At 57.1% G+C, this 25,937-nt stretch carries 24 protein-coding genes and 4 tRNA genes; 7 read left to right on the top strand and 21 right to left on the bottom strand.

Annotation, left to right across the window (positions count from 1 at the left end; translation table 11 throughout):
* On the top strand, positions 1-1,077 hold the full coding sequence (locus tag ACSYSS_RS00925) for a LacI family DNA-binding transcriptional regulator (protein WP_491703663.1): 1,077 nt from the start codon (positions 1-3) through the stop codon (positions 1,075-1,077).
* Positions 1,049-2,047, top strand: a complete 999-nt coding sequence (locus tag ACSYSS_RS00920; RefSeq protein ID WP_491703662.1) for a nucleoside hydrolase — start codon at positions 1,049-1,051, stop codon at positions 2,045-2,047. Before ACSYSS_RS00925 ends, ACSYSS_RS00920 begins: the two co-directional genes overlap by 29 nt.
* Positions 2,048-2,213: 166 nt before the next feature.
* On the opposite strand, the gene ACSYSS_RS00915 is transcribed toward ACSYSS_RS00920, so the two are convergent.
* Positions 2,214-2,286 (bottom strand) — tRNA-Arg (locus tag ACSYSS_RS00915).
* A 217-nt stretch (positions 2,287-2,503) separates the two neighbouring features.
* Between ACSYSS_RS00915 and ACSYSS_RS00910 the strand changes: the two genes are divergently transcribed.
* Entirely contained in the window at positions 2,504-3,154 is a 651-nt protein-coding gene (locus tag ACSYSS_RS00910) for a CYTH domain-containing protein (protein WP_491703661.1), read from the top strand.
* A gap of 179 nt (positions 3,155-3,333) precedes the next feature.
* On the opposite strand, the gene cydC is transcribed toward ACSYSS_RS00910, so the two are convergent.
* The 7 genes from cydC to trmB all read right to left on the bottom strand — a co-directional run bounded on the left by cydC (position 3,334) and on the right by trmB (position 12,555).
* Complete coding sequence (gene cydC, locus ACSYSS_RS00905) at positions 3,334-5,130, bottom strand: thiol reductant ABC exporter subunit CydC (RefSeq protein ID WP_491703660.1); 1,797 nt, start codon at positions 5,128-5,130, stop codon at positions 3,334-3,336.
* The gene (locus ACSYSS_RS00900) at positions 5,111-6,982 is read right to left on the bottom strand and encodes an ABC transporter ATP-binding protein/permease (protein WP_491703659.1); all 1,872 of its coding nucleotides are present in this window, start codon (positions 6,980-6,982) and stop codon (positions 5,111-5,113) included. Before ACSYSS_RS00900 ends, cydC begins: the two co-directional genes overlap by 20 nt.
* A gap of 195 nt (positions 6,983-7,177) precedes the next feature.
* Entirely contained in the window at positions 7,178-8,221 is a 1,044-nt protein-coding gene (gene cydB, locus ACSYSS_RS00895; protein WP_491703658.1) for a cytochrome d ubiquinol oxidase subunit II, read from the bottom strand.
* Positions 8,218-9,663 carry a cytochrome ubiquinol oxidase subunit I gene (locus ACSYSS_RS00890; protein WP_491703657.1) on the bottom strand — a complete coding sequence of 482 codons (1,446 nt, stop codon included), beginning with the start codon at positions 9,661-9,663 and terminating at the stop codon, positions 8,218-8,220. The genes cydB and ACSYSS_RS00890 overlap by 4 nt, the downstream gene beginning before the upstream one ends.
* Positions 9,664-9,738: 75 nt before the next feature.
* Entirely contained in the window at positions 9,739-10,917 is a 1,179-nt protein-coding gene (locus ACSYSS_RS00885; RefSeq protein WP_491703656.1) for an NAD(P)/FAD-dependent oxidoreductase, read from the bottom strand.
* Positions 10,918-11,479: 562 nt separating this feature from the next.
* A tRNA-Glu gene (locus ACSYSS_RS00880) sits at positions 11,480-11,551 on the bottom strand.
* 119 nt (positions 11,552-11,670) lie between these two features.
* Entirely contained in the window at positions 11,671-12,555 is an 885-nt protein-coding gene (gene trmB / locus ACSYSS_RS00875; protein WP_491703655.1) for a tRNA (guanosine(46)-N7)-methyltransferase TrmB, read from the bottom strand.
* Positions 12,556-12,650: 95 nt separating this feature from the next.
* Here trmB and ACSYSS_RS00870 point away from each other — a divergent pair.
* Positions 12,651-12,724: transfer RNA gene (locus ACSYSS_RS00870), tRNA-Asp, on the top strand.
* A gap of 37 nt (positions 12,725-12,761) precedes the next feature.
* Positions 12,762-12,837, top strand: a tRNA-Phe gene (locus ACSYSS_RS00865).
* 124 nt (positions 12,838-12,961) lie between these two features.
* Here ACSYSS_RS00865 and ACSYSS_RS00860 read toward each other — a convergent pair.
* From ACSYSS_RS00860 to ACSYSS_RS00845, 4 genes are all read right to left on the bottom strand, one after another.
* Positions 12,962-13,477, bottom strand: a complete 516-nt coding sequence (locus tag ACSYSS_RS00860) for a low molecular weight protein-tyrosine-phosphatase (protein WP_491703654.1) — start codon at positions 13,475-13,477, stop codon at positions 12,962-12,964.
* A 16-nt stretch (positions 13,478-13,493) separates the two neighbouring features.
* Positions 13,494-14,153, bottom strand: a complete 660-nt coding sequence (locus tag ACSYSS_RS00855; RefSeq protein ID WP_491703653.1) for a dihydrofolate reductase — start codon at positions 14,151-14,153, stop codon at positions 13,494-13,496.
* Positions 14,154-14,426: 273 nt separating this feature from the next.
* Positions 14,427-15,296 (bottom strand): thymidylate synthase, encoded by an 870-nt coding sequence (locus tag ACSYSS_RS00850; RefSeq protein WP_491703652.1) that lies wholly within the window; start codon positions 15,294-15,296, stop codon positions 14,427-14,429.
* A gap of 75 nt (positions 15,297-15,371) precedes the next feature.
* Positions 15,372-16,334, bottom strand: coding sequence for a zinc-binding dehydrogenase (locus ACSYSS_RS00845; RefSeq protein ID WP_491703651.1), 963 nt, complete (start codon positions 16,332-16,334; stop codon positions 15,372-15,374).
* A 371-nt stretch (positions 16,335-16,705) separates the two neighbouring features.
* Here ACSYSS_RS00845 and ACSYSS_RS00840 point away from each other — a divergent pair, with 371 nt between their 5' ends.
* Entirely contained in the window at positions 16,706-17,119 is a 414-nt protein-coding gene (locus ACSYSS_RS00840) for an OsmC family protein (RefSeq protein ID WP_491703650.1), read from the top strand.
* A 102-nt stretch (positions 17,120-17,221) separates the two neighbouring features.
* Here the strand turns inward: ACSYSS_RS00840 and ACSYSS_RS00835 are convergent, their stop codons facing one another.
* Together ACSYSS_RS00835 and ACSYSS_RS00830 are read right to left on the bottom strand one after the other, a co-directional pair.
* Entirely contained in the window at positions 17,222-17,794 is a 573-nt protein-coding gene (locus ACSYSS_RS00835) for a hypothetical protein (protein ID WP_491703649.1), read from the bottom strand.
* Between the two features lie 114 nt (positions 17,795-17,908).
* Positions 17,909-19,519 carry an FHA domain-containing protein gene (locus tag ACSYSS_RS00830; protein ID WP_491703648.1) on the bottom strand — a complete coding sequence of 537 codons (1,611 nt, stop codon included), beginning with the start codon at positions 19,517-19,519 and terminating at the stop codon, positions 17,909-17,911.
* Between the two features lie 182 nt (positions 19,520-19,701).
* On the opposite strand from ACSYSS_RS00830, the gene ACSYSS_RS00825 reads away from it, so the two are divergent.
* A complete protein-coding gene (locus ACSYSS_RS00825; protein ID WP_491703647.1) occupies positions 19,702-19,956 on the top strand; it encodes an EsaB/YukD family protein in 255 nt (84 codons plus the stop codon).
* A gap of 110 nt (positions 19,957-20,066) precedes the next feature.
* On the opposite strand, the gene ACSYSS_RS00820 is transcribed toward ACSYSS_RS00825, so the two are convergent.
* The 7 genes from ACSYSS_RS00820 to ACSYSS_RS00790 all read right to left on the bottom strand — a co-directional run bounded on the left by ACSYSS_RS00820 (position 20,067) and on the right by ACSYSS_RS00790 (position 25,930).
* Positions 20,067-20,480: a YwqH-like family protein gene (locus ACSYSS_RS00820; protein WP_491703646.1), complete on the bottom strand. Its 414-nt coding sequence runs from the start codon at positions 20,478-20,480 to the stop codon at positions 20,067-20,069.
* A gap of 3 nt (positions 20,481-20,483) precedes the next feature.
* Positions 20,484-20,864, bottom strand: coding sequence for a DUF4176 domain-containing protein (locus ACSYSS_RS00815; RefSeq protein ID WP_491703645.1), 381 nt, complete (start codon positions 20,862-20,864; stop codon positions 20,484-20,486).
* Positions 20,865-20,961: 97 nt separating this feature from the next.
* Positions 20,962-21,810, bottom strand: a complete 849-nt coding sequence (locus tag ACSYSS_RS00810; RefSeq protein WP_491703644.1) for a hypothetical protein — start codon at positions 21,808-21,810, stop codon at positions 20,962-20,964.
* Positions 21,794-22,726, bottom strand: a complete 933-nt coding sequence (locus tag ACSYSS_RS00805; RefSeq protein WP_491703643.1) for a hypothetical protein — start codon at positions 22,724-22,726, stop codon at positions 21,794-21,796. Before ACSYSS_RS00805 ends, ACSYSS_RS00810 begins: the two co-directional genes overlap by 17 nt.
* The gene (locus tag ACSYSS_RS00800; RefSeq protein WP_491703642.1) at positions 22,683-23,567 is read right to left on the bottom strand and encodes a hypothetical protein; all 885 of its coding nucleotides are present in this window, start codon (positions 23,565-23,567) and stop codon (positions 22,683-22,685) included. Before ACSYSS_RS00800 ends, ACSYSS_RS00805 begins: the two co-directional genes overlap by 44 nt.
* On the bottom strand, positions 23,551-24,444 hold the full coding sequence (locus ACSYSS_RS00795) for a hypothetical protein (RefSeq protein WP_491703641.1): 894 nt from the start codon (positions 24,442-24,444) through the stop codon (positions 23,551-23,553). The genes ACSYSS_RS00800 and ACSYSS_RS00795 overlap by 17 nt, the downstream gene beginning before the upstream one ends.
* Positions 24,428-25,930: a T7SS effector LXG polymorphic toxin gene (locus ACSYSS_RS00790; protein ID WP_491703640.1), complete on the bottom strand. Its 1,503-nt coding sequence runs from the start codon at positions 25,928-25,930 to the stop codon at positions 24,428-24,430. Before ACSYSS_RS00790 ends, ACSYSS_RS00795 begins: the two co-directional genes overlap by 17 nt.
* Positions 25,931-25,937 lie beyond the last annotated feature (7 nt).

Here is a 25,937-nt window from a genome sequence, read left to right as displayed (position 1 = left end):
ATGAGCAAACGACCAACGCGAGACGACGTGGCGAGGGCTGCAGGCCTTTCCACAGCCTCAGTGAGCTATGTGATCAACAACGGCCCACGCCACGTCTCCGACCAGACCCGAGCCAAGGTGCTGGCAGCCATCAAATCCACCGGATACCGGCCCAATGGCATTGCACAATCATTGGCTCACGGCAACACCAACACCTTCGCCCTGTTGGTGACCGACATGACCAATCCCTTCCTTTCCCAAATAGCCCAAGCGTTGGAACGCAGTCTGTTTGCCAAGGGAAAGACACTGCTCATTGGGGACTGCGGGGACGACGCCAGCAGGCAAATCGAGCTGCTTGAGGCCTTCCAACGTCAGCAAGTGGCGGGGCTGGTCTGGTACGGCGTCGACCAGCCGCTGCCGCTGGACGCCATCGCGGACTTTCCCGGCACCGCCGTGCTGCTCAATCAGCCGAAAGGCTACGTCAGCGGCAATCAGAGCGGCCGCCGTATACGCGTTGCCGTGAGTGAATTCGACGAGGCGCGAATAGCCACATCACATCTGCTTTCCCACGGCTATAAGCACCCTTGTATGGTGTGCGGGCCTAAGGAACGCCTTAATTCCCGCGAGCGCATCCGGGGCTGGCGCGAAGCCGTTAAGGAGGCCAGCCTTGAAGAAGGTGACATCATCACCGAACCCTATACACGCCGAGGCGGGTATGACGCGGCGGCACAGGTGAGCGCGAACACGGATGCCATATTCGTCTCCAACGAACTGCAGGCCATCGGCATGCTCGCCGGCCTCCACGACGCCGGACGCGATGTGCCTCGCGACATCGCTCTGGTTTCGATGAATGGCACCTTAGGTTCGAAATACCTCATTCCGGCGCTGACCACGGTGACGCTGCCCCACGAATCATTGGCGATGAACATCGCCGAGATCCTCACCCAGGGCACGCAAGACGACAGTGGCGATGTCATTGCGGTGGAACCACAATTGGTCATCGGACGCAGCTGCGGGTGCCACGAATCAACAACGCGCAGCTCAAAGACACTGTCAAAAAAGGAACTTCATGCAAACCAATATTCCATTGATCATTGACTGTGACCCAGGCAACAACATTCCAGGAGCCAACGTCGACGACGCCATCGCTCTGGCCTACGCCGCGCTCAATCCTGACATCAATCTGGCCTCCATCTGGACGGTGTTCGGCAACACCACATCGGACCTGGGCTACTACAGCGCCACGAACCTGCTCCAGTCCATCGGAGTCAACAATGTCACAGTGCTGCGTGGCGCTGACGGGCCACAGACCGGGGACCGGCAACATTGGATTGACAACAGACTCAACTCCGCCGCCTCGAATGATGCACCATTGACCTGGCGCAGCGAAACGGAGGCGAATTCGCCGGCAACTCAGGCTGCAATGTCAAGCGTTCCGCCGGTCAGCCAGCCAGAGGACCTTGCACAAGACATTCTGCGCCACAACGGCCCAGTCGACGTTGTAGCCATCGGCCCGATGACCAACATTGCCTCGTTGATTACCTCGCAGCCCAAAGCAGCGGCAGCCATTCGTTCAGTCTATGCCATGGGCGGCGCCATTGGGTTCGGCTCCCTCGTCGACACCAATTTCGCCGTCGACCCCCAGGCTGCACGTACCTTGCTGGAATCCGGAATCCCGATGACGCTCGTGCCACTCGATGTGACCCGCACGACCTGTCTTTCACGAGCCACCTGGCAGCGTCTGCTCAACGAAGCGGACGGCAGTCGGGCACCTTGGAAATCCAGCATCAACGATTGGCTGAGCCCTTGGCTCGACTTCAGCGAGCGCACCAGGCCAGTGGATGGCATGTGGATTCACGACCTCGTCGCCTTGGCCGCACTGAGCAATCCAGACTTGGTCAGCATCAAGCCCCAGATGCTTTCGATTGGGGCAAACGGCAAGCTCTATCTGGCCGACAATCCAGACCTACCCGCAGATGCCAGCAGCCCGGTGAAGGTCCGACTTGCCACAGCCGTAGACAATGAGGCGCTCATCCGCACCTGGGCTCAGACCGTATTGCCACAGTAAAAGTACATATAGTCTACACGTCACGATGAGGCACACGCTTGCAGCAGCCACACGGCCACAGCACGGCCAACACGCTCACGGCCTTCGCCTCATCGTGCAATGAAACAGACTGCTGAAGAGACATTCGATCACAATCAGGAACACCAACGTTCCCAACACTTGTAAGTGGGCTGAATGGGATTCGAACCCACGACCTTCTGTTCCGGAGACAGACGCTCTATCCACTGAGCTACCAGCCCTCAGCGCAGTTAAGTCTACACCGTCGCCCGACCAAAAGCCACACATTGGCGAGGGTCTAGTACGATATACCGCCACCATTCGTACGTTTCGTCCGCCGACACACACCCAACGAACATCCGGCACGACCGCAACCCTAACCTCGCACAGTTAGACCACTGATGCACGCCCAGCGAACGAAACGTACGCTGTACCGGATGCATCCGTTAGAATAAAGGTATGACTGCTTTGAACGCGATGAATGGCATTCCCGAAGCCAAGGAATTTGAGTATGACCGGCGCTTTTTCTGCCATGAAATGCCAGCGGAGCTCGATGACGGCTCCGCTCCCACTCTGATCGTACAGAGCTACTACGTGGACAGCGACAACTACGCGCTGCGGGTGCGTCTGATCAGCCATAGCCTGCGCATCGAGATGACACCCGACACCGACCCGGAGACAGTGCTGAGCAGGCACCGCGACGACTTCACCTATGGCTCGGTGACGGTGAAGGGGCCGTCCGTAGGCGGCACACGGTATGAAGCGGAGATGCCCATCGATGCCGGCATCGCCGCCGAACTCATCCGGCGCGGCGGCGCAGACATCATCAAGAACCGCTACAACGCTTGGATCGGCGAGGACGGCTGGGATATCGACATCTTTGGCGGGGCAAATCACCCCCTCGTCATTGCTGAGGCAAAACGCAGCAGGCCCGTCACGAACCTAGTCATACCTGACTTCTGCGTCACCGAAATCACCGATCAAGCGCGATTCTCCAACGATGGCCTCGCCGCACGGCCGTTCAGTGGGTGGCAGGGCGATTTTATGCGGGAGCTGAAATCCACGGGCCCTCATTTCGAGGAAATCTACGGGCACAACCGCATGGAATAGGTGCGTTCCCACTAACCTAAAATCCCAGGGTTTGCAATATTCCCTCTCAAAAGAGAGCACCTGACTCTGCAAGAGCAGTCGTCCACAGACGTATGTCGCCGTTTGTGCAAAGACTTGGCCAGGACGGCCCGCAGCGGGGACGGCAACAACATACGTTCATGGACGACTGTGAGGCTGATTCAGCGGGAGACCAGGTCTCCTACATCCAGACGATACAACTCTCTGAACCGCTCATTGCCTTGGTACAGATCCGCAGGGCGGCCCTGCATGGCAATGTGGCCGTTCTCCAGGAACACCACATTGTCCGCGTCCTCAAGGCCCTGCAGATGGTGCGTCACCCAAAGCAGCGTGCGAGAGCCCACGGCCTGCATCATCGTGGCCATCACCTCACGCTCGGTGATGGGGTCGAGGCCGATGGTCGGTTCGTCAAGCAACACCACCGGGTTGTCTTTGAGCACAATGCGGGCAAGCGCCAGACGCTGACGCTGCCCCCCGGAAAGACGCTGGCCGGATTCTTCGATGGAAGCGTCAAGACCGCCAGGCAAAGTCCGCACCACGTCGTCGAGCTGCACAGCCTGAAGCGCCGCCCAAACGTCATCATCACTGGCATCGGGAACACCAAGCCGCACATTCTCGCCGACCGTGGAGTTGAAGAGGAACGCCTGCTGGTTCAGGTACCCGAAGATGCGTGCTCGCTCATCCTGCAATGCCATGACGGGAATGCCGTTGACCAGAATTGCCCCGCTCTGAGGCTGCAAATCGCCTAGCAGGAGCTGCAGGATGGTGGTCTTCCCCTCGCCGCTGGGCCCGAGCAGAGCCACCTTCTGCCCACGATCCACGTGCAACGAGAAGTCGTCGAGCAGCACCGGCTGGCCAGGGCCATATGAGAACGTGACGTGGTTGAAATCGATGGATTCCACAGGACCATTCAGCTTTTGCTGAGCCATCGGCTCCACCTGCCGGGCCTCCACCCGGTCGGTCAGATCGTTGAGATGGGTCAACGAATCCGTATACAACGGCACTTCTGCAGCGGCCTGCGCCACGTTGATGAAGCAGTCGACCAGCGGGAAGATGGCGAGCACCACCGCTGCGGCAAAATCGGCGAGCGACTTGGAACTGGTCATGGTCAGGTCGGCCCCGACCATAAGAGCGACAGCGATGAGTGCGAAGATCATCTGAATGGCAAAATTGCGCCACCGCTCGAAACGCTTCTGCGCGGCCTTGCTGCGCGTGGTCTCTTTAAAGTCGTCCGCACCGATCCCGGCGAACTCCTTGCCACGATGGGTGATAATCCAATCGCTCAGCCCCAGATAGCTTTCGGTTACCTGGGTGTATTCGTCACGCTGACGCGCCTTTTCCAACAGATAATGACCATCTGAGAATGTGAGTGAAATGAGCGGAATCAGCACCAACACCAACGCCAGCATCAAAAACAGCAACAGGCTGGAGACCCACGAAAACACGCCCATTGCCAAGGTGACGACAACCCACATGACGTAGGCCACCACGGTCGGGAAGATGGTGCGCAGGTAGAAATTCTCCAGATGATCGAGATCATCGGCAAGCAGACTCAGCACGGTGCCGGTGCGTTCGTGTTCGGTCAGGAACGAGGCGTCCTTGGATAGGGTGCGGTAGAGCTGCACACGCAATTTGGAGATGACGTGCAACACCCAGTCATGGCTCTGCAGGCGCTCGACATATTTGAACGTGGGCCTGCCGATGCCGAATGCACGGGTGAGCACGATGGGCACATAGACCATCAGGATGTTGTACGGTCTGCGCGCGGAACGGCTGATGAGGTAGCCTGAGGTGAACATGAGCCCGGCACCGCAGACGAACGTCATCACACCTAGGAAGAAGATGAGCGCAAGCTTGCCCTTGTTGTGCTTCAGGTACGGCCAGAACCAGTGGTCGCCCTGCCAGACCTTGCGATAGTCGGTGCGTTTGTTCACAGTTTCACTTGCGGTATCCGTCAATCTGGTTACCTCCCATCTCTTCAATCAGCGAGTCCAGCGGGCCGCCGGCCCCGACCAGTTCATGCGGAGTGCCTTGCTCCACCACTCTGCCATGGTCGAGCACCACCACCTTGTCGACATCGGCGAGCCAGTGCAGGCGGTGCGTGGCGAAGATGACAAGATGACCTTCCATGATCGGCAGCAACGTTTTCTTCAGCTCATACTCGGTCTCAATGTCGAGGTGGGCTGTCGGCTCGTCAAACAGCAGAATTTCACGTGACTTGTCAAGCAAAACGCGGGCAAGGGCAATGCGCTGGGCCTGACCGCCACTGATGCCGCGATGTCCCTCTCCTATTAGGGTCTGCAAGCCTTCTGGTAGTTGTGCAATCCAATCATCCAGACCTGCAGCGCTGGCCGCCGATGCCACATCTTCGTCGCTTGCGCTCTCAACGTAGAACCGGATGTTGCTGGCGATGCTCCCACTGAAGATATAAGGAGTCTGCGGTATGTAACTGATATGGCTCTGCCATGCAGAGGCATTGAAATCGCCTAGTTCCTTGCCATCCAGCTCGATTTTCCCGGATTGGGGAATGCTGAAACCGGCCAGCAGATTGACCAGTGTGGACTTGCCGGAACCGGACTTGCCGATCACAGCTACCTTTTCATTGCCGTTCAATGTCAGAGAGACATCGTGCAATGCATCGGGCACCTGCGGGGTCTTGGCCACCTTCCCAGCTGACTCGCCTTTATCGTCCTTATCGTCACGCTGCTGTTCCACGGCTCTCATAGCCATGGAATTGCTGCCGATGCCGTCACTAGCACTCTCCTGTGCCGGCCCATCGTTACCGTACGCAAAGTCGAGGCCGTTGATGGTGAGCTTGCTGTCCTTCTTCCAGCCGTTCCAATCGAGGGTTTCGTTGGGCTTGTGCTCCGGAGTGCCGAGGAAACTCATCACATCGGCCATGGCGTTCTTGCCATCGAGTGTGGCGTGGTAGTTCTCACCGAACTGGCGAATCGGCAAGAAGTATTCGGGAGCCATGATCAGCGCGAAGAGGGCCGGAAAGAGCATAATGGTGCCGTTGATCAGCCCGATGCCCAGAAAGACGGCCATAATGGCGATACCAAGCGTGGCGAAGAAGTCGAGCGCAAACGTCGAAGTCATGGCCACGGCAATGACGTTGATGGTGCGTTTGCGGAACTGCTCACTCACCGAATAGATCTCGCCTTCGTAATCGTCGCTCACGCCGAGCATCTTCAACGTAGGCAAGCCGAGGATGCTGTCGACGAACTTGGAGTTGAGAATCTTGAATTGGGCGTATTGCTTGTTTGACCGGTCACGGGCGGCAAGGCCAAGGATGGCCATGAAGAAGATGAGCAACGGGAACATCAGCAAGAGCACAAGTCCGCTGATCCAGTTCTGCGCCCATACGAACACCAGAATCACCACTGGGATGAGCATCATGTCGAGCATCTTCGGCAGCACGATCTGCACGTAGTTCTTGGTCTCGTCAAGCCCGTCGATGAGCATGGTCACCGTGGAGCCGGTGCCGCGGGAAGCCAACGCCGAAGGCCCCAGGCGGAAAACCTTCTCCTGGATTCGCGGGCGAAGCTCAACGACCACGTCGTCTCCCTGCTTGGCGGAGATATGCTGCTTGGCCACGTCGCATAGCTGACGCAGCGCATAGCAGGCCAGGAACATCACGATAGGCCATCCCAACGTGCGCAGGCTGTGAAGCTTCCAGACCTCCACCAGACCCCAGGTGAGCCCATACGCCTGGCCCACGATGCAGAACGCCTGAACAAACGACAGCGTTGCGAGTAGCGCCATGCTGCGGCGAACCCCCGAGAACGTAAAAAGACTTTTATCTATCACGGTTACGACACGATCCTTACAACGACGGTTCCAAACGAGCATCAAACCCGTAGGCTATGCCATCATCAACATTATCAAACGATTTCTATGTTGCAACAGAAAATGCCCGATGTCTCAGTCCCGCACCCTCATCGGGATAGGAACATTGCAGACATCGGGCATTTCGTCAGTCACCAGCTGACCAGCCTTGAACCATCAGGCCTGGGCAGGCTGCACTGAAGCGACCTGCGTGGGCTTGTAGACCAACCGCTTGCGCTGGATGTAATAGCTCCAGCAGAAGTAAATCAGCGCGATGGGCAAGAAGATGCACAACACGATGGTCATGGCCTTCAGCGTGTACGGAGAAGCGGACGCCGTGGTGTAGAGCAGATTCTTCGAGGCATCCTTGGCGACCATGACGCGCGGGAACATGCCATTGAAGATGAACGCAATCACCGCTGCGAGCGTGACTCCGGACGAGATGAACGCCCAGCCGCCGCGCTTCTTCGTAGCCGCCACGTGTCCGCAGATGGTGGCCGCAAGAATCACCACGGTGATGAACAGTGTGGAGAACGTACGCACCTTGTAGAAGTCAGTGAAGAAGAAGGCGAGGATGACGAAGACGACCAAGGCCGGGTAGGCAATCCAGTAGACCTTCTCACTGACATTGAGCATGTGGCGGGAATCTTCCTTGTCGAGCTTGAGGCTCAGGAAGTGCAGGCCATGCACGAAGCTGAAGAACACCACAGCCACGCCGCCAACGATGGAGAGCCAGTTGACTACGTCGAAGAATCCTGCGTGAACGTTCTGCTTGGCGTCCATCGGCACGCCCTGGATGAGGCTGGTAAGCATCATGCCCAGGAAGAACGGGGCCACAACGCTGCCAATGAAGTTGGCCCACTGCCACACGTTGCGCTCACGCTCGGTGATGGCGTGGGCGGCGAACTCGAAGGAGACACCACGCAGAATGAGGCCGACGAGCACCAGGAACAGCAGGATGTAATAGCCGGAAAACAGGCTGGCGTACCACAGTGGGAAGGCTGCAAACATGGCACCGCCAGCGGTGATGAGCCACACTTCGTTACCATCCCAATGCGGGCCGACCGCACGCATGTAGAGCGCGCGTTCGTCGCCGTTGCGAGCCACCAGACGAGTGGCCATGCCGACACCGAAATCAATGCCATCCAAGAAGAGGAAAATCGCAAACAGCAAAGCTATGACAAAAAACCACAGCAGCTGAAGAAAATCTACCATACTCATGCCAATGCCACCTTTCTTTCGGCCTGACGAGCCGGGGCCTTTAAAGCATCCTTCTCGTTCTCCTTGTCGTCAATAGACTGCGGCCCCTGGCGCAACGTACGGTGCGAGTAGAAAATCATGACGCCACCCAGGCACAGGAACAATAGGAAGTAGACGATGTTGGTGAACAGTAGGCTGGGCACCGTTGCGGTGGGCGAAACACCATCGGCGATGGTCTGCAGGCCGTACACCAGCCACGGGTAACGACCGAGCTCGGTGATGAGCCAGCCACCGGTGTTGCCGATGAACGGAAGGTAGAGGCAAACACCCAACACCCACAGCTTCCAACGGCTGTCGGCCAGAGTGTTCTTCTTACGGCGTGTGAACCAAAGGGCCAAAGCTGCGAGAATGAGCACCGCAAAACCGACGGCGGCCATGAAGCGGAAGCTCCAAAACAGCACATTAGTGGGCACGTAGTAGTTCGAAATCTCAGGATGAGCCTTGCCGAACTTGGTCAGCAACTCTTGGTTCAAGGTGTTCATGCCTTTCAGAGAGCCATGCAGACTGTGGAACGCCAACAGCGAAAGCATGGCCGGAATCTCAATTCCCTTTGTGGTCTTCGCCTGCTCGTTGATGAGTGCGATGACCGTCCATGCGGCCGGATCCTTGGTATCGTTGTAGATACCCTCAGTTGCCGCGAACTTCATGGGCTGGTCCTTGATAATCTCCATGGTCTGCTGATCGCCTGCGATGATGACCAGCACGGCGGAAACCAGCGCGATCACAGCCGCCACGCGCAATGAAGAGACATAGAACTCACGGTTGCCCACCTGCTTCTTGTTCAGTAGGCCAAACGCCGCCATACCGACGATGACAAAGGAACCTGTCATCAGCGCGCCGAAGATGACGTGCGGGAAAGCCTTCCACAACTGCGGATTACCGATGACGGCCCAGAAATTCGTCATCTTGGCATGGCCGTCCTTGGGATCGATACGGAAGCCCACGGGATGCTGCATGAAGCTGTTGGCAGCCAAAATCCATACTGCGGAAATGGTGGAACCTAGCCAGGTCAGCCAAATGAAGATGGCATGCACACCCGGCTTGAAACGGTTCCACGTGAACATCCACACACCGATGAATGTGGACTCCATAAAGAACGCCAACAGGGCCTCAATGGCCAGAGGAGCACCAAAAATATCTCCCATGAACCGAGAATAATTCGACCAGTTCATGCCGAACTGGAACTCCTGGATGATGCCGGTTACGACACCAACGGCAAAGCTCAAGAGGAACACCTTCCCCCAGAACTTCGTCATCCTCAAATACACCTGCTTACGTTTGACGACATACAGAGTTTCCATCACGGCTACGGTAAACGCCAAACCAATACTCAGTGGCACGTAGAAGAAATGAAATACAGTGGTCATCGCGAATTGGAACCGCGATAAATCAAGAATATTCATTCCGCCACTCCTTTCTTATGCTCTCTCTTTGCACATTTATAAATCCCATATTCTGCAACAAAAGCAGAATATATGTCAGTTACTTTCCAGCATAGTCTTAATATCAGCCAACTCAAGCACTGCACGGTCGGCTATCATCTTCTTAATGACCTGAACCTTCGAGCCCTTAAGTTTCATGCCTCCAAGGGCATCGAGCTGAGCGATACCCGTGTGCGGACCCAAGGAGCATACGGTGCCGACGCTCTTGAACGCAAACTTAGTTGTAGGCCTCCCACTGAGCAGGGCAATGACGTTGTCCGCAGCGCAATCCGCCTGGGCAATGGAAATCTGAGCGGTGGTAGGAAATGGCCTGCCGCCGGCGTCCGGATTCGGAACGGCGGAAACGTCACCGATGAGGAATTCGTTCGGATTGCCTTCAACGGAAAGATCATCCTTGACGATTACACGATTACGCTTCTGGTCGTACCCGGAATTCGCAATGACGCTGCTGCCGCGCACGCCAGTAGTCCAGATAATCGTATTGGCCTTGTACTGGGTATCGTTGCTGACCACACTATCAGGGGTTACCTCTGTGATTGGGGTCGAGGCATGGAAACTGACACCATGACCTTCCAGATACTTCACTGCCCACTGCCCGAGATGCTCCTCAAACATGGGAAGAATCTTGGGAGCCGCCTCGATGCAGTCGATGCGGATCTTGTCAGACGGCAAATTGTATTCCTTGACCAGCTTTGGCATGCGCCAAACCAGTTCACCCAAATACTCGATGCTGGTGAAGCCGGCCCCACACACCACAATGTGTAGGTCGTTCTCGTCGTGGCTCGTGTTGTAACGACAAAGCGTGGACTCCAAGTGGTTACGGGCGGCCACGGCCGTGTCGATGTCGACAAGGGGCCAGCCATTCTCTTCAGCGCCCTTGATGCCGAAGGTCTCCGATTCGAAGCCCAATGCGTTGAGCAGGTAATCATAGGCCATGGGTTCGTGGTCCTTGAGCAACACCGTATGGGCGGCCCTATCTATTTGCGTGACCTCATCGATGACGACATCGACGGATTTACGCTCCACATCACGAATATCGAATGTGATGTCCTCCGGATCTTTGGTGCCAGCAGCAACTTGATGCAGCTGGGTTGACTCGTAATGGTACGGGTTCTTATTGATGAGCACGATGCGTGCATCCAGGTTCGCGTGCGAAAGCTTCTTCGCTGCACGCAAACCCGCATATCCGGCACCTGCAATAACCACAGTTTTCATTTTTCTCCTCCAAGGCTGCAGCCTCTACGTCGCGGCTTCAGCAACAGATAATCGAAACCGAACTTCTTACATCCTTTTCAGTTAAGCATTTTAATCCCACCATGGAACATCATTTGCAATCAATTTCAGTTGATGTGCATGCAAGGAGAATTCACAGAACACTCCAAACACTCCAACTGCAACATTTTCGTTCATTTTCAAGCAAAACGCGAACAATCAAGACGAAGGGAACCACCCCACATCATTGCTTTAGGCAAAACAAAACCTAACCGGTATGTCAAACGTTTTAATTCTCACTTCGTTCGCAACAGGCGGAATGTGAACAATGCCCCACCGCACCAAATACCATTTAGCCGCTTGAATCGAGTGTCCATGAACGCCCATTGTTCACACACCAGACGTGCAACCCCATGCATACGGCGCTCGGATGCACTCCATCCAGTCCGAACCCGCATCTCTGGCAACAAGCCATGCAAGGAACAGGGGCTTGATGGCAACAAATCATCAAAATGGAAGCAGCGCAAGAATGAATGAGCTTAGCCTCATCCACAATTGTAAGAAGTACCCCCCGAGAGAGTCGGACTCTCGTTGTCAGATTGAAAGTCTGGTGTCCTAACCGTTAGACGAGGGGGGCCAACAACCTTATTATCATAAAATATGGCACAGACCGAGGCAAGTCGGCATGTTGCACAGACAACATGCCACGGTCACTACTTTGCTCTTAATAGCCATATCTGCGCTCATTCGAGATTTTTACCGTGCACGATATGTGAAATCATGGATGGTACGGCCCGCCGCCAATCCCTTGCGCTCGAAATTGGTGAGCACCCGGCCGTCGAATCGGTGGGACTCAGCGAAATCGGCGTGCGGCAGGGCTGCTGCCTCGTCTGCCGTACCCTTCCCCACATGCTGGGTGGGTAGGGAAACCGTAAGCCCTCCCACATTCTCAAAATCCGTTCGAGAATCCATCACCTCATGGATGTGCAAGGCGTAGTCCTCGATGTCGGTGGCTAGGCGCCACAAACCACCGGCTCTCAGCGCATTGTGAATGGAAGAAGCAAGCGCCGGCTGAACAATCCTACGCTTATGATGCCGCATTTTGGGCCAAGGATCAGGGAAATACGTCCAGACTTCGCTGACCACGCCGGCTTCAACACGGTCAATGAGCTCAGGGGCATTGACCTGGGCGATGCGTAGATTGCTCAGACCCGCCTTGCCAGCCAGCAACATGGTATGGGCCACACCATGGTCGTAGACCTCCACCGCCAGAAAGTCGGAGTCCTGACGAGCCTGGGCTGCTGCCACAATATTCTCTCCCTGCCCCGTGCCGATCTCCACAATGAGTGGGTTATCGTTGCCCCACGACTGCCTGACAAATTCCCTGCTGAAACGAAACCCAGGGCGCACATCAAGGGAGTGCGGTGCTGCCTGCCGTACGTCGACCGCATCGGCACCCACGTCGAGCAAATAGCGACCTGCATACTTCGCCCACGCCCGCTGAAGGCGGTCGTCCATATGGCCGTTGCGTAAGGCGAATGACACAACACCGCGGCGCACCGATTGTTCAGGCCGAGGCCCGCACTCTCGCGCACCGGCGCACGAAGACCGTGAGGCGCGTATTCCATCATGTTCACACATATCGCCCAGTGTAGCGACACGCAGACACGAGGAAAATTTGCGCGCGTCCAGATTTCCAAGTAGACTTTTCTTCGGTTGTTTTGTGAAGCAACCACGGCTCCGTAGCTCAGCTGGTTAGAGCGCCGCCCTGTCACGGCGGAGGTCACCGGTTCAAGTCCGGCCGGAGTCGCTTGAAGTTCACGTTCGGTTTGAGCGGGCTCTTCTATGGCTCTGTAGCTCAGTTGGTAGAGCGAACGACTGAAAATCGTTAGGTCAGCGGATCGATACCGCTCGGAGCCACCATTGTCTGCATTCTTTCCTGCGCTAAACCATAGGGCGATTCCTAAAATAGACAAAATGACTATCATGTGTCAAAAGCATCTCTTACTACGACTCAGAGAGCATTTCGGCACGAGTCACGTAGGACTTAGTCCAAGCGTTGCGCCACCCAATCGACAATATAGGGCGCCACACCGTCAATCTGATCGATGGCGAGGTCGAAATCCTTGGGGCCCCCATACCACGGATCGACAAGATCGATTTCGGATTCACGGCCAGGAGCCGGCTTCGGCAGCGCCGGGTCGAAACTGCGGTATAGATGCACCTCACCGCGTTTGCTTGCTGGCAACTGAGGTAGCAGCGCTCGCATGTGCGAGGCCGTCATGGGCAAGAAGAGGTCGCTTTCCTCAATCTCGTCGGGCGTGATGCGGTGGGCAAAATGATGCCGAGGAATCTCGTATCCACGGGCGCGTAGCACACGAACGGCCCTGGGATCGATGGGATTGCCGAATTCCTCATCGCTGACCCCGCTCGACTCCACTCGGACGGCCTGCCCCAGCCCACGCTCTTCGAATCGAGCGCGCAAGATGATTTCGGCCATCGGAGAACGGCAGATGTTCCCCGTGCACACGGTCATGACGGTATATGGCCTACGCTCGTTCATCAACAATCTCCTCGCGCTACTCGTTCCTGGCATAGTCCACGAAACGGTAGGCTTCAATGCCATCCTCCGATTTGTGCGGGGTCTGCCAGCCACCCTCATTCAAGACATGCCACGCGCCTAAACGCACCATATCTTCCATGTCGGGGGCGTGCGTGTCCGCATCCACCGTCTTGCGGATGTACGTGACATACGCCTTGTTGGCAAAGGGCATGGCTGCCTTGAAAACCTGTGCGCCGCCGATGACCCAGATTTCACCGCGATCGAGGCCGTCGTCAGGAATGGCCTCTTGGCGAGCCAAATCGAGGGCATCTTCAAAGCTCGTGGCCACCGTGGCACCCGGGGCCTTGAAATCCGGGGAGTGCGAAACCACAATGTTGTCCCTATTGGAAAGCGGGCGAAACTTAGGATTGAGCGAGTCCCAGGTTTTGCGCCCCATGATGACAGGATGGGAAACGGTCAGTTCCTTGAACCTACGCATGTCTTCATGCAAATGCCATGGCATGCCACCATTGAGCCCCAATGCATTATAACGACCGCTTCCACTTTGGGCACAGGCCCAGATGAGATTCACCGAGAAGGTCTTGACTTCGTCGTCTCCCCAATCCTCGGTCTCTGCAAGCCCGGCATACCCGGGCTCGGGTTCGTGATAGCCACTGCGACTACTGTCATGCTCCATTTCAGATTCTCCTTGAGAGTGATAAACGAAATATATTCTACAAAATCGCTCAGACCGCGTAAAGGCCAAATCCGCAACATGAACTCACAGCGAAATCGCCGGTGCAATAGTCAATGATAATCGTGCGTCAGCGGGTCAGATTTTCGTTCGATAGGGAGATCTCTCAAATCCACTGGAATCAGAATAAACAAGAATGGCGTAATTCCAACGTTTCTGAATCTTATTAATTTACGATTACGAACAAATCTCCCTACCGAGCACGAATCTGCGCTCTCACACCGCCACAGGGGCCTTGATGGCGGGGTGGTATTGGTAGTTGACGATCTCGAAGTCCTCGTAGGTGTAGTCGAAAATCGAATCGGCTTTGCAAATCCTCATCTGTGGGTATGGATAGGGCTCGCGGCTCAGCTGCTCCAGCACCTGGTCGATGTGATTGTCGTACACGTGGCAGTCGCCGCCTGTCCAAACGAACTCGCCTGGCTCCAAGCCCGCTTGCTGCGCCATCATGAGCGTCAAGAGCGAGTAGGAGGCAATGTTGAACGGCACACCCAGGAACATATCGCACGAGCGCTGGTAGAGCTGGCAGGAAAGACGGCCATCGGCCACATAGAACTGGAAGAGCGCATGGCAGGGCGGCAACGCCATCTGGTCGACCTCGGCAGGGTTCCAGGCGGTGACGATCATACGTCGGGAATCTGGCTGGGTCTTGATGAGGTTCAGCACATTGGCAATCTGATCGATGGTGCGGCCCGGATCATCGGCAGTGGGCGCGGGCCAGCTCCGCCATTGCACGCCGTAGACCGGTCCCAGATTGCCATCTTTATCGGCCCACTCGTCCCAGATGTGCACGTTGTGGTCCTGCAGCCAGCGCACATTGCTGGAACCTTTGAGGAACCACAACAGCTCGTAGGCGATGCCCTTGAAATAGACACGTTTGGTGGTGAGCAGAGGGAAGGAATCCTTGAGGCTAAAGCGCATCTGCTGGCCAAACAGGGAGATGGTGCCGGTGCCGGTGCGGTCGCCCTTGAGCGTGCCCTCCGTAAGGATCTTGCGAACCAAATCTTCATACGGCATAGGAATGTCGGTTTCGGGGCGGGCAGGGATGCGGGTGCGAATTTCTTCAAGCTGTTCAGGAGTCAACATGACATCTATGGTAACAGTGAAGGTGGGCTGACGGAAACCCGCCAGCCCACCGAACCGCTACTGATCTGTCATCGATTACTTGTCGAGACGCAAGTCAGCCACGAGGCGGCCATTGTTGGCCTGACCATGGCGCAGACGATCGAGACCCTCATCAATCTGATCGAAATGGATAACCTCGACCCTTGGTTCAAGACGACCTGGGCCAAGCAAACTGTATACGCCCGAAAGGTCGTCAATACCGCCGCCCATAGAACCTATGTAGTCCACTTGATGGATGATGAGGTTGTTCGAGTTGAACGGGAACTCAAGGCGCCCCATACCCACTTGCACCACGCGGCCATGCTCTTTGACCACATCGATAGCACCGGTGGATGTGGTTCCAAAGCCAGCGAAGTCAATTGCCGCGTCCAGACCCATGCCGGCAAAATCGCGAATGTCTTTAGCGCATTTGACCGCACCAAGTTCCTTGGCCATCCGCCACTGAGACTCCTTGGGCTCGGCCACATAGACCTCGGCACCCTGAAGAGATGCGATGCGGACTCCAAATTGGCCAAGACCACCAACGCCGATGATAGCGACCTTCTCGCCCTTCTGAACATGGCCGCGGTTGACCACGGCATGATAGGCTACGTTACCCGCATCAGTGCATGCGGCCGCAACAGTGAAATCAACCCCATCGGGAATTTTCACAACGGCATCGGCAATGGCGCAGGTCTTCTCAGCATATGCACCGTTGCGTGAATAACCTAAGTTGTTCGGCGGGCCGGAAGGTACGCCCACCCTGTCGCCGACCTTGAGATTCGTCACACCTTCACCCACCTGCGAAACAACACCGGCCGGCTCATGGCCCAGCACCACCGGAAGCCGGCTGAAGTTGACGGCCCAGTTCGGATCGTCGAGCGCAGACACATCGGAATGGCACAAGCCCACGGCCTGGACGTCGATAACGATCTCGCCCGGCCCCGCCACAGGGTCTGGAACCTCCTTGAGCACAAGCGGGTTACCCGCACCATTAAATTCCCATGCTTTCATAGACATGCCCTTCCATATATATCGTCTAGCTCCGCCGTAACCCAACCTACAATCCAACGATGGACCACAATTATTGCCTCACCCGTTTATCATGGTACAAATTAATCCATTTTGTATTGCAGATGGCTGAACAAAGATAGACAATTTATCATTTTGGTAATAGTTATATAAATATAATACATGGAACGTCCCAATGATCGCATCTCGCGACAAAAATAGATAAAAACCACCATGACCAAAGCATATCGTTTGCAATCGTTGTCTTTATCAAGATACACGAAACCAAGTCAATGACTCTCTCCCGGTAGCAGCCCATGCCGCGCGCTAGAATTAGACGGGAACACCATACAACAACATCAAGCTCGCAAGGAGACAACATGGCTAAAAGACTATGGGTTGAGCGCAACAAGGACGGTTCATGGGATGCATTCAGCGACGAAGGCGCTCACCTGAAGTTCGGGCATGGCAAAGGGCTTTTCAACCCCGGAGATTTGATGAAAGTCGCGCTGGCCGCGTGCGGCGCGCTTTCCAGCCAATTCCCCATCGAGAACACACTCGGCGAGGGCAGGGGCGCAAGGATCGTGGTGGACGGCACCTACAACAACGATGAGGACGCATATACCTCCTTCGATGAGCAGGTGGTGGTGGACGCCACGAATTCTGACATCAGCGACGAGGATGCCGAAAAACTCAAGGAACGCATCAAGCGCCACATCGACAAGGGGTGCACCGTCAAGCATACCTACCAACAGGCCACGCCAGTGCGTATGGAAATTACCGTGCGCAAGTAGCACTGCGACGGTGAGCTCTGGTTAACTGATGCTCAACAGGTCATTGACCAGTTTTTCTGCATGTTTACTGCGAAGTGGCAAGTTTAAATTGCGGCATTCCAATCACCACCAGCGCGAGCCCGCCGTCGAATAGACACCGGAACCGCCCGGCTTCACCTCCACAATGAAATCACGAATCATACCGTATACGAACCCAGGCACCACCGCCAGCAGACACACCATCACGGCCATCATCCTGTCATCCACCACACCCATCAGCAGCAGACCGCACAGCACCGTAAGCCCCTGGCCCGCACGCGTCGCCACACGGAACCGCCACAGCGACAACGCCGACAGGCCCCGCGCCATACGCAACGCGAACACCCCCTGAGGCACCATCGACAACGCCATGCACAACACACCCACACCAAGCCAAACATACATCGGATCCGCCGTCCCATAGCTGTTGTCGACACCCACCCAGATGGAAAACGCGGCAATTGCGGCAAAAAACACTGTCGCGAAGAAACAATAGCGGCCCAAGTTCCTCGTCCTGCGGCGCATCGACTTGTAATGCCTCACACGCCACTTCGAGCCATCCACCGGCAGCAGCGAGCCATCCACACGCTCATCCACAAACCGGTAGCGCCGCGACCCATCCGGACGAGCCAGACCAAACCAACCAGAATCAGACACCACCAACCACCTTCCCACTGCGACCCTATCGCTCAATGCCACCAGGCTCAAGATTGGCACTGCCAACGCATGAGAGTCAGGAAACACCAAAACGCGCACAGGTCACAACCGCCATCATACTTCGACGTGAATCACCTCATCGGCCACGTTGAAGCGCTCCCCGGCCCTCACCTCGGCGCGCTCACCCTTTGCGAGCCGCACGCCTCGCACCACCGTGCCGTTGCCTGAGCCCAAGTCCTCCACACAGAACCTGCCGCCTCCCATATCCGTTACGAGCGCGTGCATGCGACTCACGTTTGTATTTCCACGGATACGCGCCACGCAACGCGAGGAACGACCCACCGAAGCGTCAACTCTGGCCCTGCACAAACAGGAGCCATCCCTGTCGAGAATAATGCGGAACTCAGCGCCGGCAGCACCCGTCTGCGGAGCCTTCGGAGCACCATCCACTTCAGGCCTCACGGCTACAGGACGCTGGGCCAGATCCACAATGGGTTGGTCAGAAACCGGCGTCGAAGCCACAATAGGGTTGGCCTGATTTGCATTCGCACTGGCCGGGGCCAAAGCAGAACCTGCTGATGCCGCCGAAGAGGCGTGAAATTCAGAGAATGCCGCCGAAGCCGAATCCCTCGAAGCGGAATTCTTCGGTGCGTAAGTCGAGCCGGCAGATGGTTTCGAGCCGGCAGAGACGAACCTAGCACTGTCCGAAGAGGCCCATCCGCCGGCCGAGGCTGCAGACCCAACACCATGCAATCGCTCACCCAGCTGACCCGAGGCACCAAGGAGTCGCGTGCCGGGGTTTGAAGGCTCAGGCTCGGACGCGGATTGGGCGACGGGGTTCCTGGCATGGTTCCCTACCGATGGCACCAGGCCTGTTGCAGAACCTGTACCGGCGGCAAAAAGAGCGGAATCAGACTCATCTGCGGAACGGTTATCCGCGTGACGTACATCTTCAGAAACAGCCCGACCATCACCATCTGCCCGCCCTACTGCGGCCGCATCTGCATCGAAGGGGTCAAAAAACACATCAGCCGCTGGGCCTTCGCCAGCCACCCCGCTCGGAGCGCGCCGGACACCCGCCGAACCCACAGCGCCACCCTCAGAAGCACCATTCCCAGAAGCAACTCCAGCGCTATCTCCAGGGCCAATACCGAAGCGTTTGGAGAGGAAATCGTCGAAATCAAACGATGAGAAGATCGATGCCCGCTTCACGTAGTCGCCGGTGACCGCCGTGAGCCGCGCATCCTGGGGAAGCACGAACCGAATGGCAGATGCATTGGCGAGGACGGCAAGCAGTGAAAGGATCTGCGCGCCCCCGGAAGCCATAGGCGTAATGGGCACACAGCAGAACAACAGGTCGCCGCCGCTGACATACACCGAATCCAAGTCAAACCGAACGGCCTCCAACGGCAGACCCGTGGAGGAGGAACAATCACCCAGTCGAGCGATGGAACGCAGCAGCTGCACATACTGCGCCCCCGATATGCCCACCGCCAGATAGCTGCGTAACGTCACACAACCGGTGATGTCATAATAGAAGGTGCTTTTATGGCCGTCGTTCTTGGACTCATACTTGAACGGCAACAGCGAGGAATCGCGCCCCTCACGCAGTCGCTCGGCCAGCTTGTAGTCCAGCGACTCCCCGCGCGTGGTGCGCAACACCAGCGTCTGCGCACCCGTGCGCCTGTCATGCAGCTTCCGTTCCTTCACCACAGCCAACACCACCCTTGCACCATTACGAAATACAGCCGGCAGACAAATATCCCGGCATGCCACCCTAAAGGCGAACCATTCACTGACAACTCACAACAACCACCCACACAGCCCCGCTTGCACCATGCAGTATGCTGCATGTAACCTAGAATGGCAGTCGGGCACACTACAAGCATACGACAAGGCAGGCGACCATGGGCAGCAAGACCATACTCAACATCACACTTCCGGCGACGCAACGTTCCTACGACCTCAAGGTCCCCGCCGACATGAACATCCATAGCGCGACGGCACTCATCGCATCCATCCTGGCCAAACAGGAGACCGAACGATATACAGACAAGGGCGACAAGGCCCTCATGGACAAGCGCACCGGCAGACTGCTCAACCCTGCAATCACCATCCACGCCGCAGGACTCGTCGACGGCTCGCAGCTCGTGCTCGTCTGAAAGTAAGGAAACAGGTAGAAGAGCCTCACACTCGTTCACCAGCCTCCCCTCTCTCACCGACCTTCTTCGCTGGAATCCACCCGGCCTCCGCTCTCAGTCACCACAACGCTCTACCAGTCGTGGACCATCTTCTGCAACGCATTGAGGCAGTTGTTGATTACATCCTCGCAATCGCCGATGAAGCCCAGGTTGTCGTTCTTCCTGTTGTTCAGATTGCGTATCTCGTCTTTAATCCGGTCGTAGACGCCGTCGACAGCGCGCTCATAGGCCGATGCCCTGCTCTCGGCGGCACTGTGCTTCCGATTGAAACGATTCCGGCAATCCCCCTGCCAGCCGGACCCAGGATTACAACCCGAAACATCACGGCGAAGCCGCTTGCAACCCTGGTACACACCGTCAACCTGCCCCAAGGCCCGCTTCAGGCGAGCTATGCGATTGTCGATGTTGTTATTATCCGTCTGCGCGGAAACGATGCAGGACCTGCTCTGAGCTATCTGACGGTCCAGCTCATACTTCTCAGCCATGGTTCACTCCTCGCCACCCTTACCATCTTCATCGTCCTTCGGCACGGTGAGCTTGGGATACGGACTCTTGGCGACCTCGTCGTCATAGTTCGCCGCGTACACCTGCTCGTCCGCGTTCACGTACCCGAAATATTCAATCTCATGCACATCCTCACGGTTGAAGAACAGGAAGGCGTCACCGTCAGCCACACCGAACGGATACGGCACACCAACGTAATCGAACCAGCCTTTCACCCCCTCCTGCACAGTCAGCGCCCCACGCCCCGTGACCATCACCAGCGCACCATCGGGCACCAGACGAACCACCGAACCCATCGGTAGAATCGGATTCTCGTCTTCGGCAGCTTCATCAGCGGAGCCGCTGCCTTGCTTCACATCACTCATATCAATCAACCTTTCATATATTCATTTTTATACAAAAATACAACCAAGAACACCATCTGTAAGCTAACAAGACCTTGCATAAAGCGCCGCCAATAAGTCAGCCAGACGAACGTTTACCATGGCCGGCCTGCCTTGAAACATCCTGCGCGCTGCCGACACCACCGGAACGCGACCCGCCGGAACGCTTCCCGCGACGCACCGACTTCCGCGGCCTAACGGAGTCCAGCGACTCGCCACGGACCGCCAGCTCAGCTTTGCACTGCCGCTCCAAATGCAACAACAGCATCAGACGTGGAACAAATGCACAAAAAATGGCAACCCAGGCGAACATCACAATCGCCAGAGCGAGTTCATCCACCACAAGGATGGCAACAGTCTCGGGAGTCATTTCAAGCCAAACCAGACAGCCCGTGAACACAGCAAGGGCAACCCATACGATGAGAGAATTCAAATAGGGCATTTCGAAGCCTGCACCACCGACATGGCGGTAGTTCTGATTCAACATGACCTCCGCATATCCGGCTCGTTCCTCAAGGGATGGATCCGCTGACACGCCCCAATAGTTGCAGCTATGTACTGACCCCAACTCCATGAACACCCAGCCGACGATACCGCCCAGAACGGGAATCAGCCACCACCACACCGGTCCTAGAACATCCGCCGCACGGACCTTGCCACCTCTGGACATACCATGAACCATCGCACTGATCAAAACCGGACTTGAGAGAGGTGCCAATAGCGCAAGCACCGTATAGATGCGTGCCGCTATGTCCCCCGTGGTGGCCGAGCAATCTATCCAAGACACCGAATGGCTACGCCAGTGCCATACCGCCCCCAGACGACCAGTATCACCAGGATCGCCAAGCACACCCAGACACACATCACGGAATGCGCGCAGCCGAGGCAACGAGCCAGACACTATGCCGCCATCATTTTTTCTTACCATTAGGCTTCACCGCCCCAGACGAACGTTCACCATGGCTGGATTGCCTTCCAGCATCATGCGGACTGCCGACACCGCGGGAACGCGACCCGCCGGAACGCTTCCCACGACGCACCGCCTTCCGTGGCCTAACGGAATCCAAAGACTCGCCACGGGCCGCCAACTCAGCCTTGCACCGCCGCTCCAAATGCAGCCACAACGGCAACCGAAGCAACTCTGAGAACGCTATTAACATCCCACACCACTCCAACAGCACCAGACCAACAAACATCACGGCAATAACAAGGATGTTGCGCGCCACCCACAGGATCCACTCCAACAGAGCCACACACCCAACCACCAATGCAAGCATCAGTATGAACGTCAGATACGGGATCTTCAACCGGGGAAGCAGCTCACCCTCTGTAACGTTATGACGGCAAGTCTGCTCCAGCATCGTGTCCACGAACCCAGCACGCTCCTCCAACGAGGGGTACGCAGGCTCCTGCCAACGGCTGTAACTACGCACCGAAAACATCTCGACCGCCACCCAGCCCACGAGCGCCAGCAGAAACGGCAGCAGCCAGAACCACACCGGGCCCAACACATCCACCAGACGGAAACGCGACACACCAGCCGAAGAACGCACCAGACCCACCACAGCCACCGGAGCCGGAAGCAGCGCACCCACTGCAAGGGCCACTGCGGCAACGTTATACGCCTTGTCCGCAAGCTCACGCGGAGTGCCCGAACAATCAATCCACGTCACCGAACGAGTACGCCAATGCCACACCACACCCAGACGCGACACATCACCAGGATTTCCCAAGACACCCAGACCGATATCACGGAACGCATGCAGCCGAGGCAACGAATCAGACACGCTCTTCGCATCATTACTTCCTGCCATCAGAACCACCGACCCCTGAATGTTTGCCATGGCCGGCCTGCCTTCCAACATCCTGCGCGCTGCCCACACCGCGGGAACGCGACCCGCCGGAACGCTTCCCACGATGCACCGCCTTCCGCGGCCTAACAGAGTCCAGCGACTCGCCACGGGCCGCCAGCTCAGCCTTGCAACGCCGCTCCAAATGCAACAACACCACCAGACGTGGCAATCCATATAACACCGATACCAGCACACCCCACTCCACTAATACCAGCCCCAACAGGAACACGACCATGACCAGGATGTTGTCCGTATCCCACAGCACCCACTCCATCAAAGCCGAACACCCCACTGTCACTGCAGCAACGAGCCCGAACATCAGATAAGGCGTCCTCAACCGTGGGAGAAGACCCACGCCATCATTATGCCGGTAACTCTCCTCCAACACCAGCTCCACAAACCCGGCACGCTCCTCCAACGAGGGGTCCACCGGCTCCTGCAAGCGGTTGTACCGACGCACCTGATCCAACTCGACCGCCACCCAGCCCACGAACGCCAGCAGGAACGGCAGCAGCCAGAACCACACCGGGCCCAACACGTCCACCAAACGCACACGTACCACACCCGACGCTGAACGCACCAAGCCCACAGCACCCAACGGCCCAGGAAGCACGCCGGCCACCGCAAGCGCCACGGCCGCCACCTCATACAACCTGGCGTCCATCTTCCTGGCCTCACCAGAGAAGACAATCCACGTCACCGAACGCGTACGCCAATGCCACACCGCACCCAGATTAGACATGTCGCCCATATACCCCAGACCAATGTCACGGAACGCATGCAACCGAGGCAACGAGCAAACCGCCAAGTCGCCATCACTTTTTCTCATCATTAGGCTTCACCGCCCCAGACGAACGTTCACCATGGCCGGACTGCCTTCCAGCATCCCGCGCACTGCCGGCACCACAGGGACGCGAGACGACGGGACGCTTCCCACGACGCACCGCCTTCCGTGGCCTAACGGAATCCAAAGACTCGCCACGGGCCGCCAACTCAGCCTTGCACCGCCGCTCCAAACACAACAACAACAACAAACGAGGAAGCACAAGCAGCACCAGCACCAGCACACCCCACTCCACTAATACCAGCCCCAACAAAAACACGACCATGACCAGGATGTTGTCCGTATCCCACAACACCCACTCCATTAATGCTGTGCACCCCGCCATAACTAAAGATAGAATTATCAGACCTAGGTACGGTATCTTCAGACGGGGGAAATGGCCCTCGCCCGTCGGATGCCTGTACCCCACCTCCAACAGCGATTCCACATACTTAGTGCGTTCCTCCAACGAAGGGTCCGCAGGCTCCTGCCAGCGGTTGTACCGGCGCACCGACCACAACTCGGCCAGCACCCAGCCAACGAATGCAGGTAGGAACGGCAGCAGCCAGAACCACACCGGGCCTAACACATCCACCAGACGCACACTAGACACTCCTGACGCAGCACGCACCAAGCCCACGGCACCCAACGAGCCTGGGAACATACTCGCCACCGTAAGAACCACCGCCACGACCCCATATGCCTTGTCATTGACATTTTTGGGTATATCCGAGAAGACAATCCACGAAAACGAACGACTCCGCCAATGCCACACGGCGCTTAAATGTCCATCATTGCCCACAACGCCAAGCCCCAAATCGCGGAACAGACGCAGACGAGAAGTATCATCCCGAACACCGAAACCAACATTACCCTTTCCTGCCATCGGGCCTCACCATCCCATCAATCGCATCGTCAACCACCTCGCTCGAAAACCAGCCGGCACCGATATTGCCCAATATTCCGCCCACAGCCGAACCAATCGCAGCACCAGCTGACATACCAAGAGCAACAGCACCCGGTCCTCCTATAAGACCGACAAGACCTCCAATGGCTGTTCCCGCCACCGTTCCTATTCCTTCTCCCGCCACTCCTCCGGCGGCGGAGGCCGCCGCGTCCACGGCAAAATGAGTGGCCGTCAAGGCAATCGTCTGGGCATTGTCATAGCCCTTCGCATTCAGCCCAACCGCATCCGATGTCACACCGACCACCGTGCCAAGGATGCCGAGGCCCTTGATCGCCTTGCCTCCTTTGAACGCATTCAGACGTTTGACCGCTTTGGTCTGATTCAGGTCCTTGGCCACCTGGCTGTGCTTGTACGAGGGTAGATGGCTCAGCAACCCGTCCACGCTCTTGTCCGCCTTGCCGACAGCTCCCTTGAGGCCCTTAGCAACCTTGCCATCGCTCACTTTGAGCCAGTCCAGCGCCTTGGAGCCAACACCCTTGGCCCTAGCCTCCAACTTCAGCACAGTTACGTCGGCGCGGTGCACCCCCTTGCCCCAAAGGCTGCGGCCTTCCATCGTGCCACGCTTGACTTTGCCGCCTATAGCCCTCAAAAGCGGCCTTCCAAGGAAAGCATCCACGACATTCTCGCCGATGCGCTCACCCCTTCCCGTCGCCTTCGAAGCATCTTCAGTGCGTTTGCGCTGCCGGGCATCCACAGCCTTGTCAATCTTCTTCACCAGTCTGGCACATCCCTCACGCCCCTTGGCGGAGGACGCGACCGCGGAGCTCAGAGCGGCACCCGCCCCGCTCTTGGCAAACGAGCCCTTCACATAGCCACATCCAGCCGACCCGCTGGCACCGCAGGAGGCCATCGCCGACCGAAGGGCCGCTTCCAGCTGGGCCAAACCGCCCGCCACTGAAGCATAACTACTTTCCACCCCGGCCACCTTCGAGGACGTATCCGAAGCCTCCGACTTGGCGGCAAGCAGGTCCGCGTCCAAACCGCCCACCGGCGGATTCGCAATCGAGACGATGTCACCCACGGACCCCAACACGGTCGCCAGATCCTCCGCAAGGCGCCGGTCACGGTTCGAATACCCTTGCATGCCGTCACCCGCCTTCCTCAGCACGGCATCGCTGAATCTGAAGGACGGCGAGGAATCCACACCAGCATACGCATTCACATACCGCGCGCAATCATCCTTAAGGCCAGAGGCCAACTCGGAAAGCGCCGAGGCCACGCCCCCGTGGACCTCGGAGAAATACGCCTTCACATTGGCCGCCGCAGCACCGGTGAACCCGCCGTCGCCCGCCAAACCGTCTATGGCCGTCTGCAGCTCATTCACCGCGGAATCCAACTGCCTCGCATAGGCGGACACGGACTGGTACAGCCCGTCCACATCCGAAGACCTCACATCAAACCCCATCACAACC

The organism is Bifidobacterium sp. ESL1118 (assembly GCF_058505595.1).
This window is presented reverse-complemented; position numbering and strand designations above follow the sequence as displayed.

Excerpts from the sequence above, each read along its gene's own strand:
- ACSYSS_RS00925 (WP_491703663.1), top strand. The coding sequence starts at position 1 with ATGAGCAAACGACCAACGCGAGACGACGTGGCGAGGGCTGCAGGCCTT.
- ACSYSS_RS00920 (WP_491703662.1), top strand. The coding sequence starts at position 1,049 with ATGCAAACCAATATTCCATTGATCATTGACTGTGACCCAGGCAACAAC.
- ACSYSS_RS00910 (WP_491703661.1), top strand. The coding sequence starts at position 2,504 with ATGACTGCTTTGAACGCGATGAATGGCATTCCCGAAGCCAAGGAATTT.
- cydB (WP_491703658.1), bottom strand. The coding sequence starts at position 8,221 with ATGAGTATGGTAGATTTTCTTCAGCTGCTGTGGTTTTTTGTCATAGCT.
- ACSYSS_RS00890 (WP_491703657.1), bottom strand. The coding sequence starts at position 9,663 with ATGAATATTCTTGATTTATCGCGGTTCCAATTCGCGATGACCACTGTA.
- ACSYSS_RS00885 (WP_491703656.1), bottom strand. The coding sequence starts at position 10,917 with ATGAAAACTGTGGTTATTGCAGGTGCCGGATATGCGGGTTTGCGTGCA.
- trmB (WP_491703655.1), bottom strand. The coding sequence starts at position 12,555 with ATGTGTGAACATGATGGAATACGCGCCTCACGGTCTTCGTGCGCCGGT.
- ACSYSS_RS00860 (WP_491703654.1), bottom strand. The coding sequence starts at position 13,477 with ATGAACGAGCGTAGGCCATATACCGTCATGACCGTGTGCACGGGGAAC.
- ACSYSS_RS00855 (WP_491703653.1), bottom strand. The coding sequence starts at position 14,153 with ATGGAGCATGACAGTAGTCGCAGTGGCTATCACGAACCCGAGCCCGGG.
- ACSYSS_RS00850 (WP_491703652.1), bottom strand. The coding sequence starts at position 15,296 with ATGTTGACTCCTGAACAGCTTGAAGAAATTCGCACCCGCATCCCTGCC.
- ACSYSS_RS00845 (WP_491703651.1), bottom strand. The coding sequence starts at position 16,334 with ATGTCTATGAAAGCATGGGAATTTAATGGTGCGGGTAACCCGCTTGTG.
- ACSYSS_RS00840 (WP_491703650.1), top strand. The coding sequence starts at position 16,706 with ATGGCTAAAAGACTATGGGTTGAGCGCAACAAGGACGGTTCATGGGAT.
- ACSYSS_RS00825 (WP_491703647.1), top strand. The coding sequence starts at position 19,702 with ATGGGCAGCAAGACCATACTCAACATCACACTTCCGGCGACGCAACGT.
- ACSYSS_RS00820 (WP_491703646.1), bottom strand. The coding sequence starts at position 20,480 with ATGGCTGAGAAGTATGAGCTGGACCGTCAGATAGCTCAGAGCAGGTCC.
- ACSYSS_RS00815 (WP_491703645.1), bottom strand. The coding sequence starts at position 20,864 with ATGAGTGATGTGAAGCAAGGCAGCGGCTCCGCTGATGAAGCTGCCGAA.
- ACSYSS_RS00810 (WP_491703644.1), bottom strand. The coding sequence starts at position 21,810 with ATGGTAAGAAAAAATGATGGCGGCATAGTGTCTGGCTCGTTGCCTCGG.
- ACSYSS_RS00805 (WP_491703643.1), bottom strand. The coding sequence starts at position 22,726 with ATGGCAAACATTCAGGGGTCGGTGGTTCTGATGGCAGGAAGTAATGAT.
- ACSYSS_RS00800 (WP_491703642.1), bottom strand. The coding sequence starts at position 23,567 with ATGATGAGAAAAAGTGATGGCGACTTGGCGGTTTGCTCGTTGCCTCGG.
- ACSYSS_RS00795 (WP_491703641.1), bottom strand. The coding sequence starts at position 24,444 with ATGGCAGGAAAGGGTAATGTTGGTTTCGGTGTTCGGGATGATACTTCT.
- ACSYSS_RS00790 (WP_491703640.1), bottom strand. The coding sequence starts at position 25,930 with ATGGGGTTTGATGTGAGGTCTTCGGATGTGGACGGGCTGTACCAGTCC.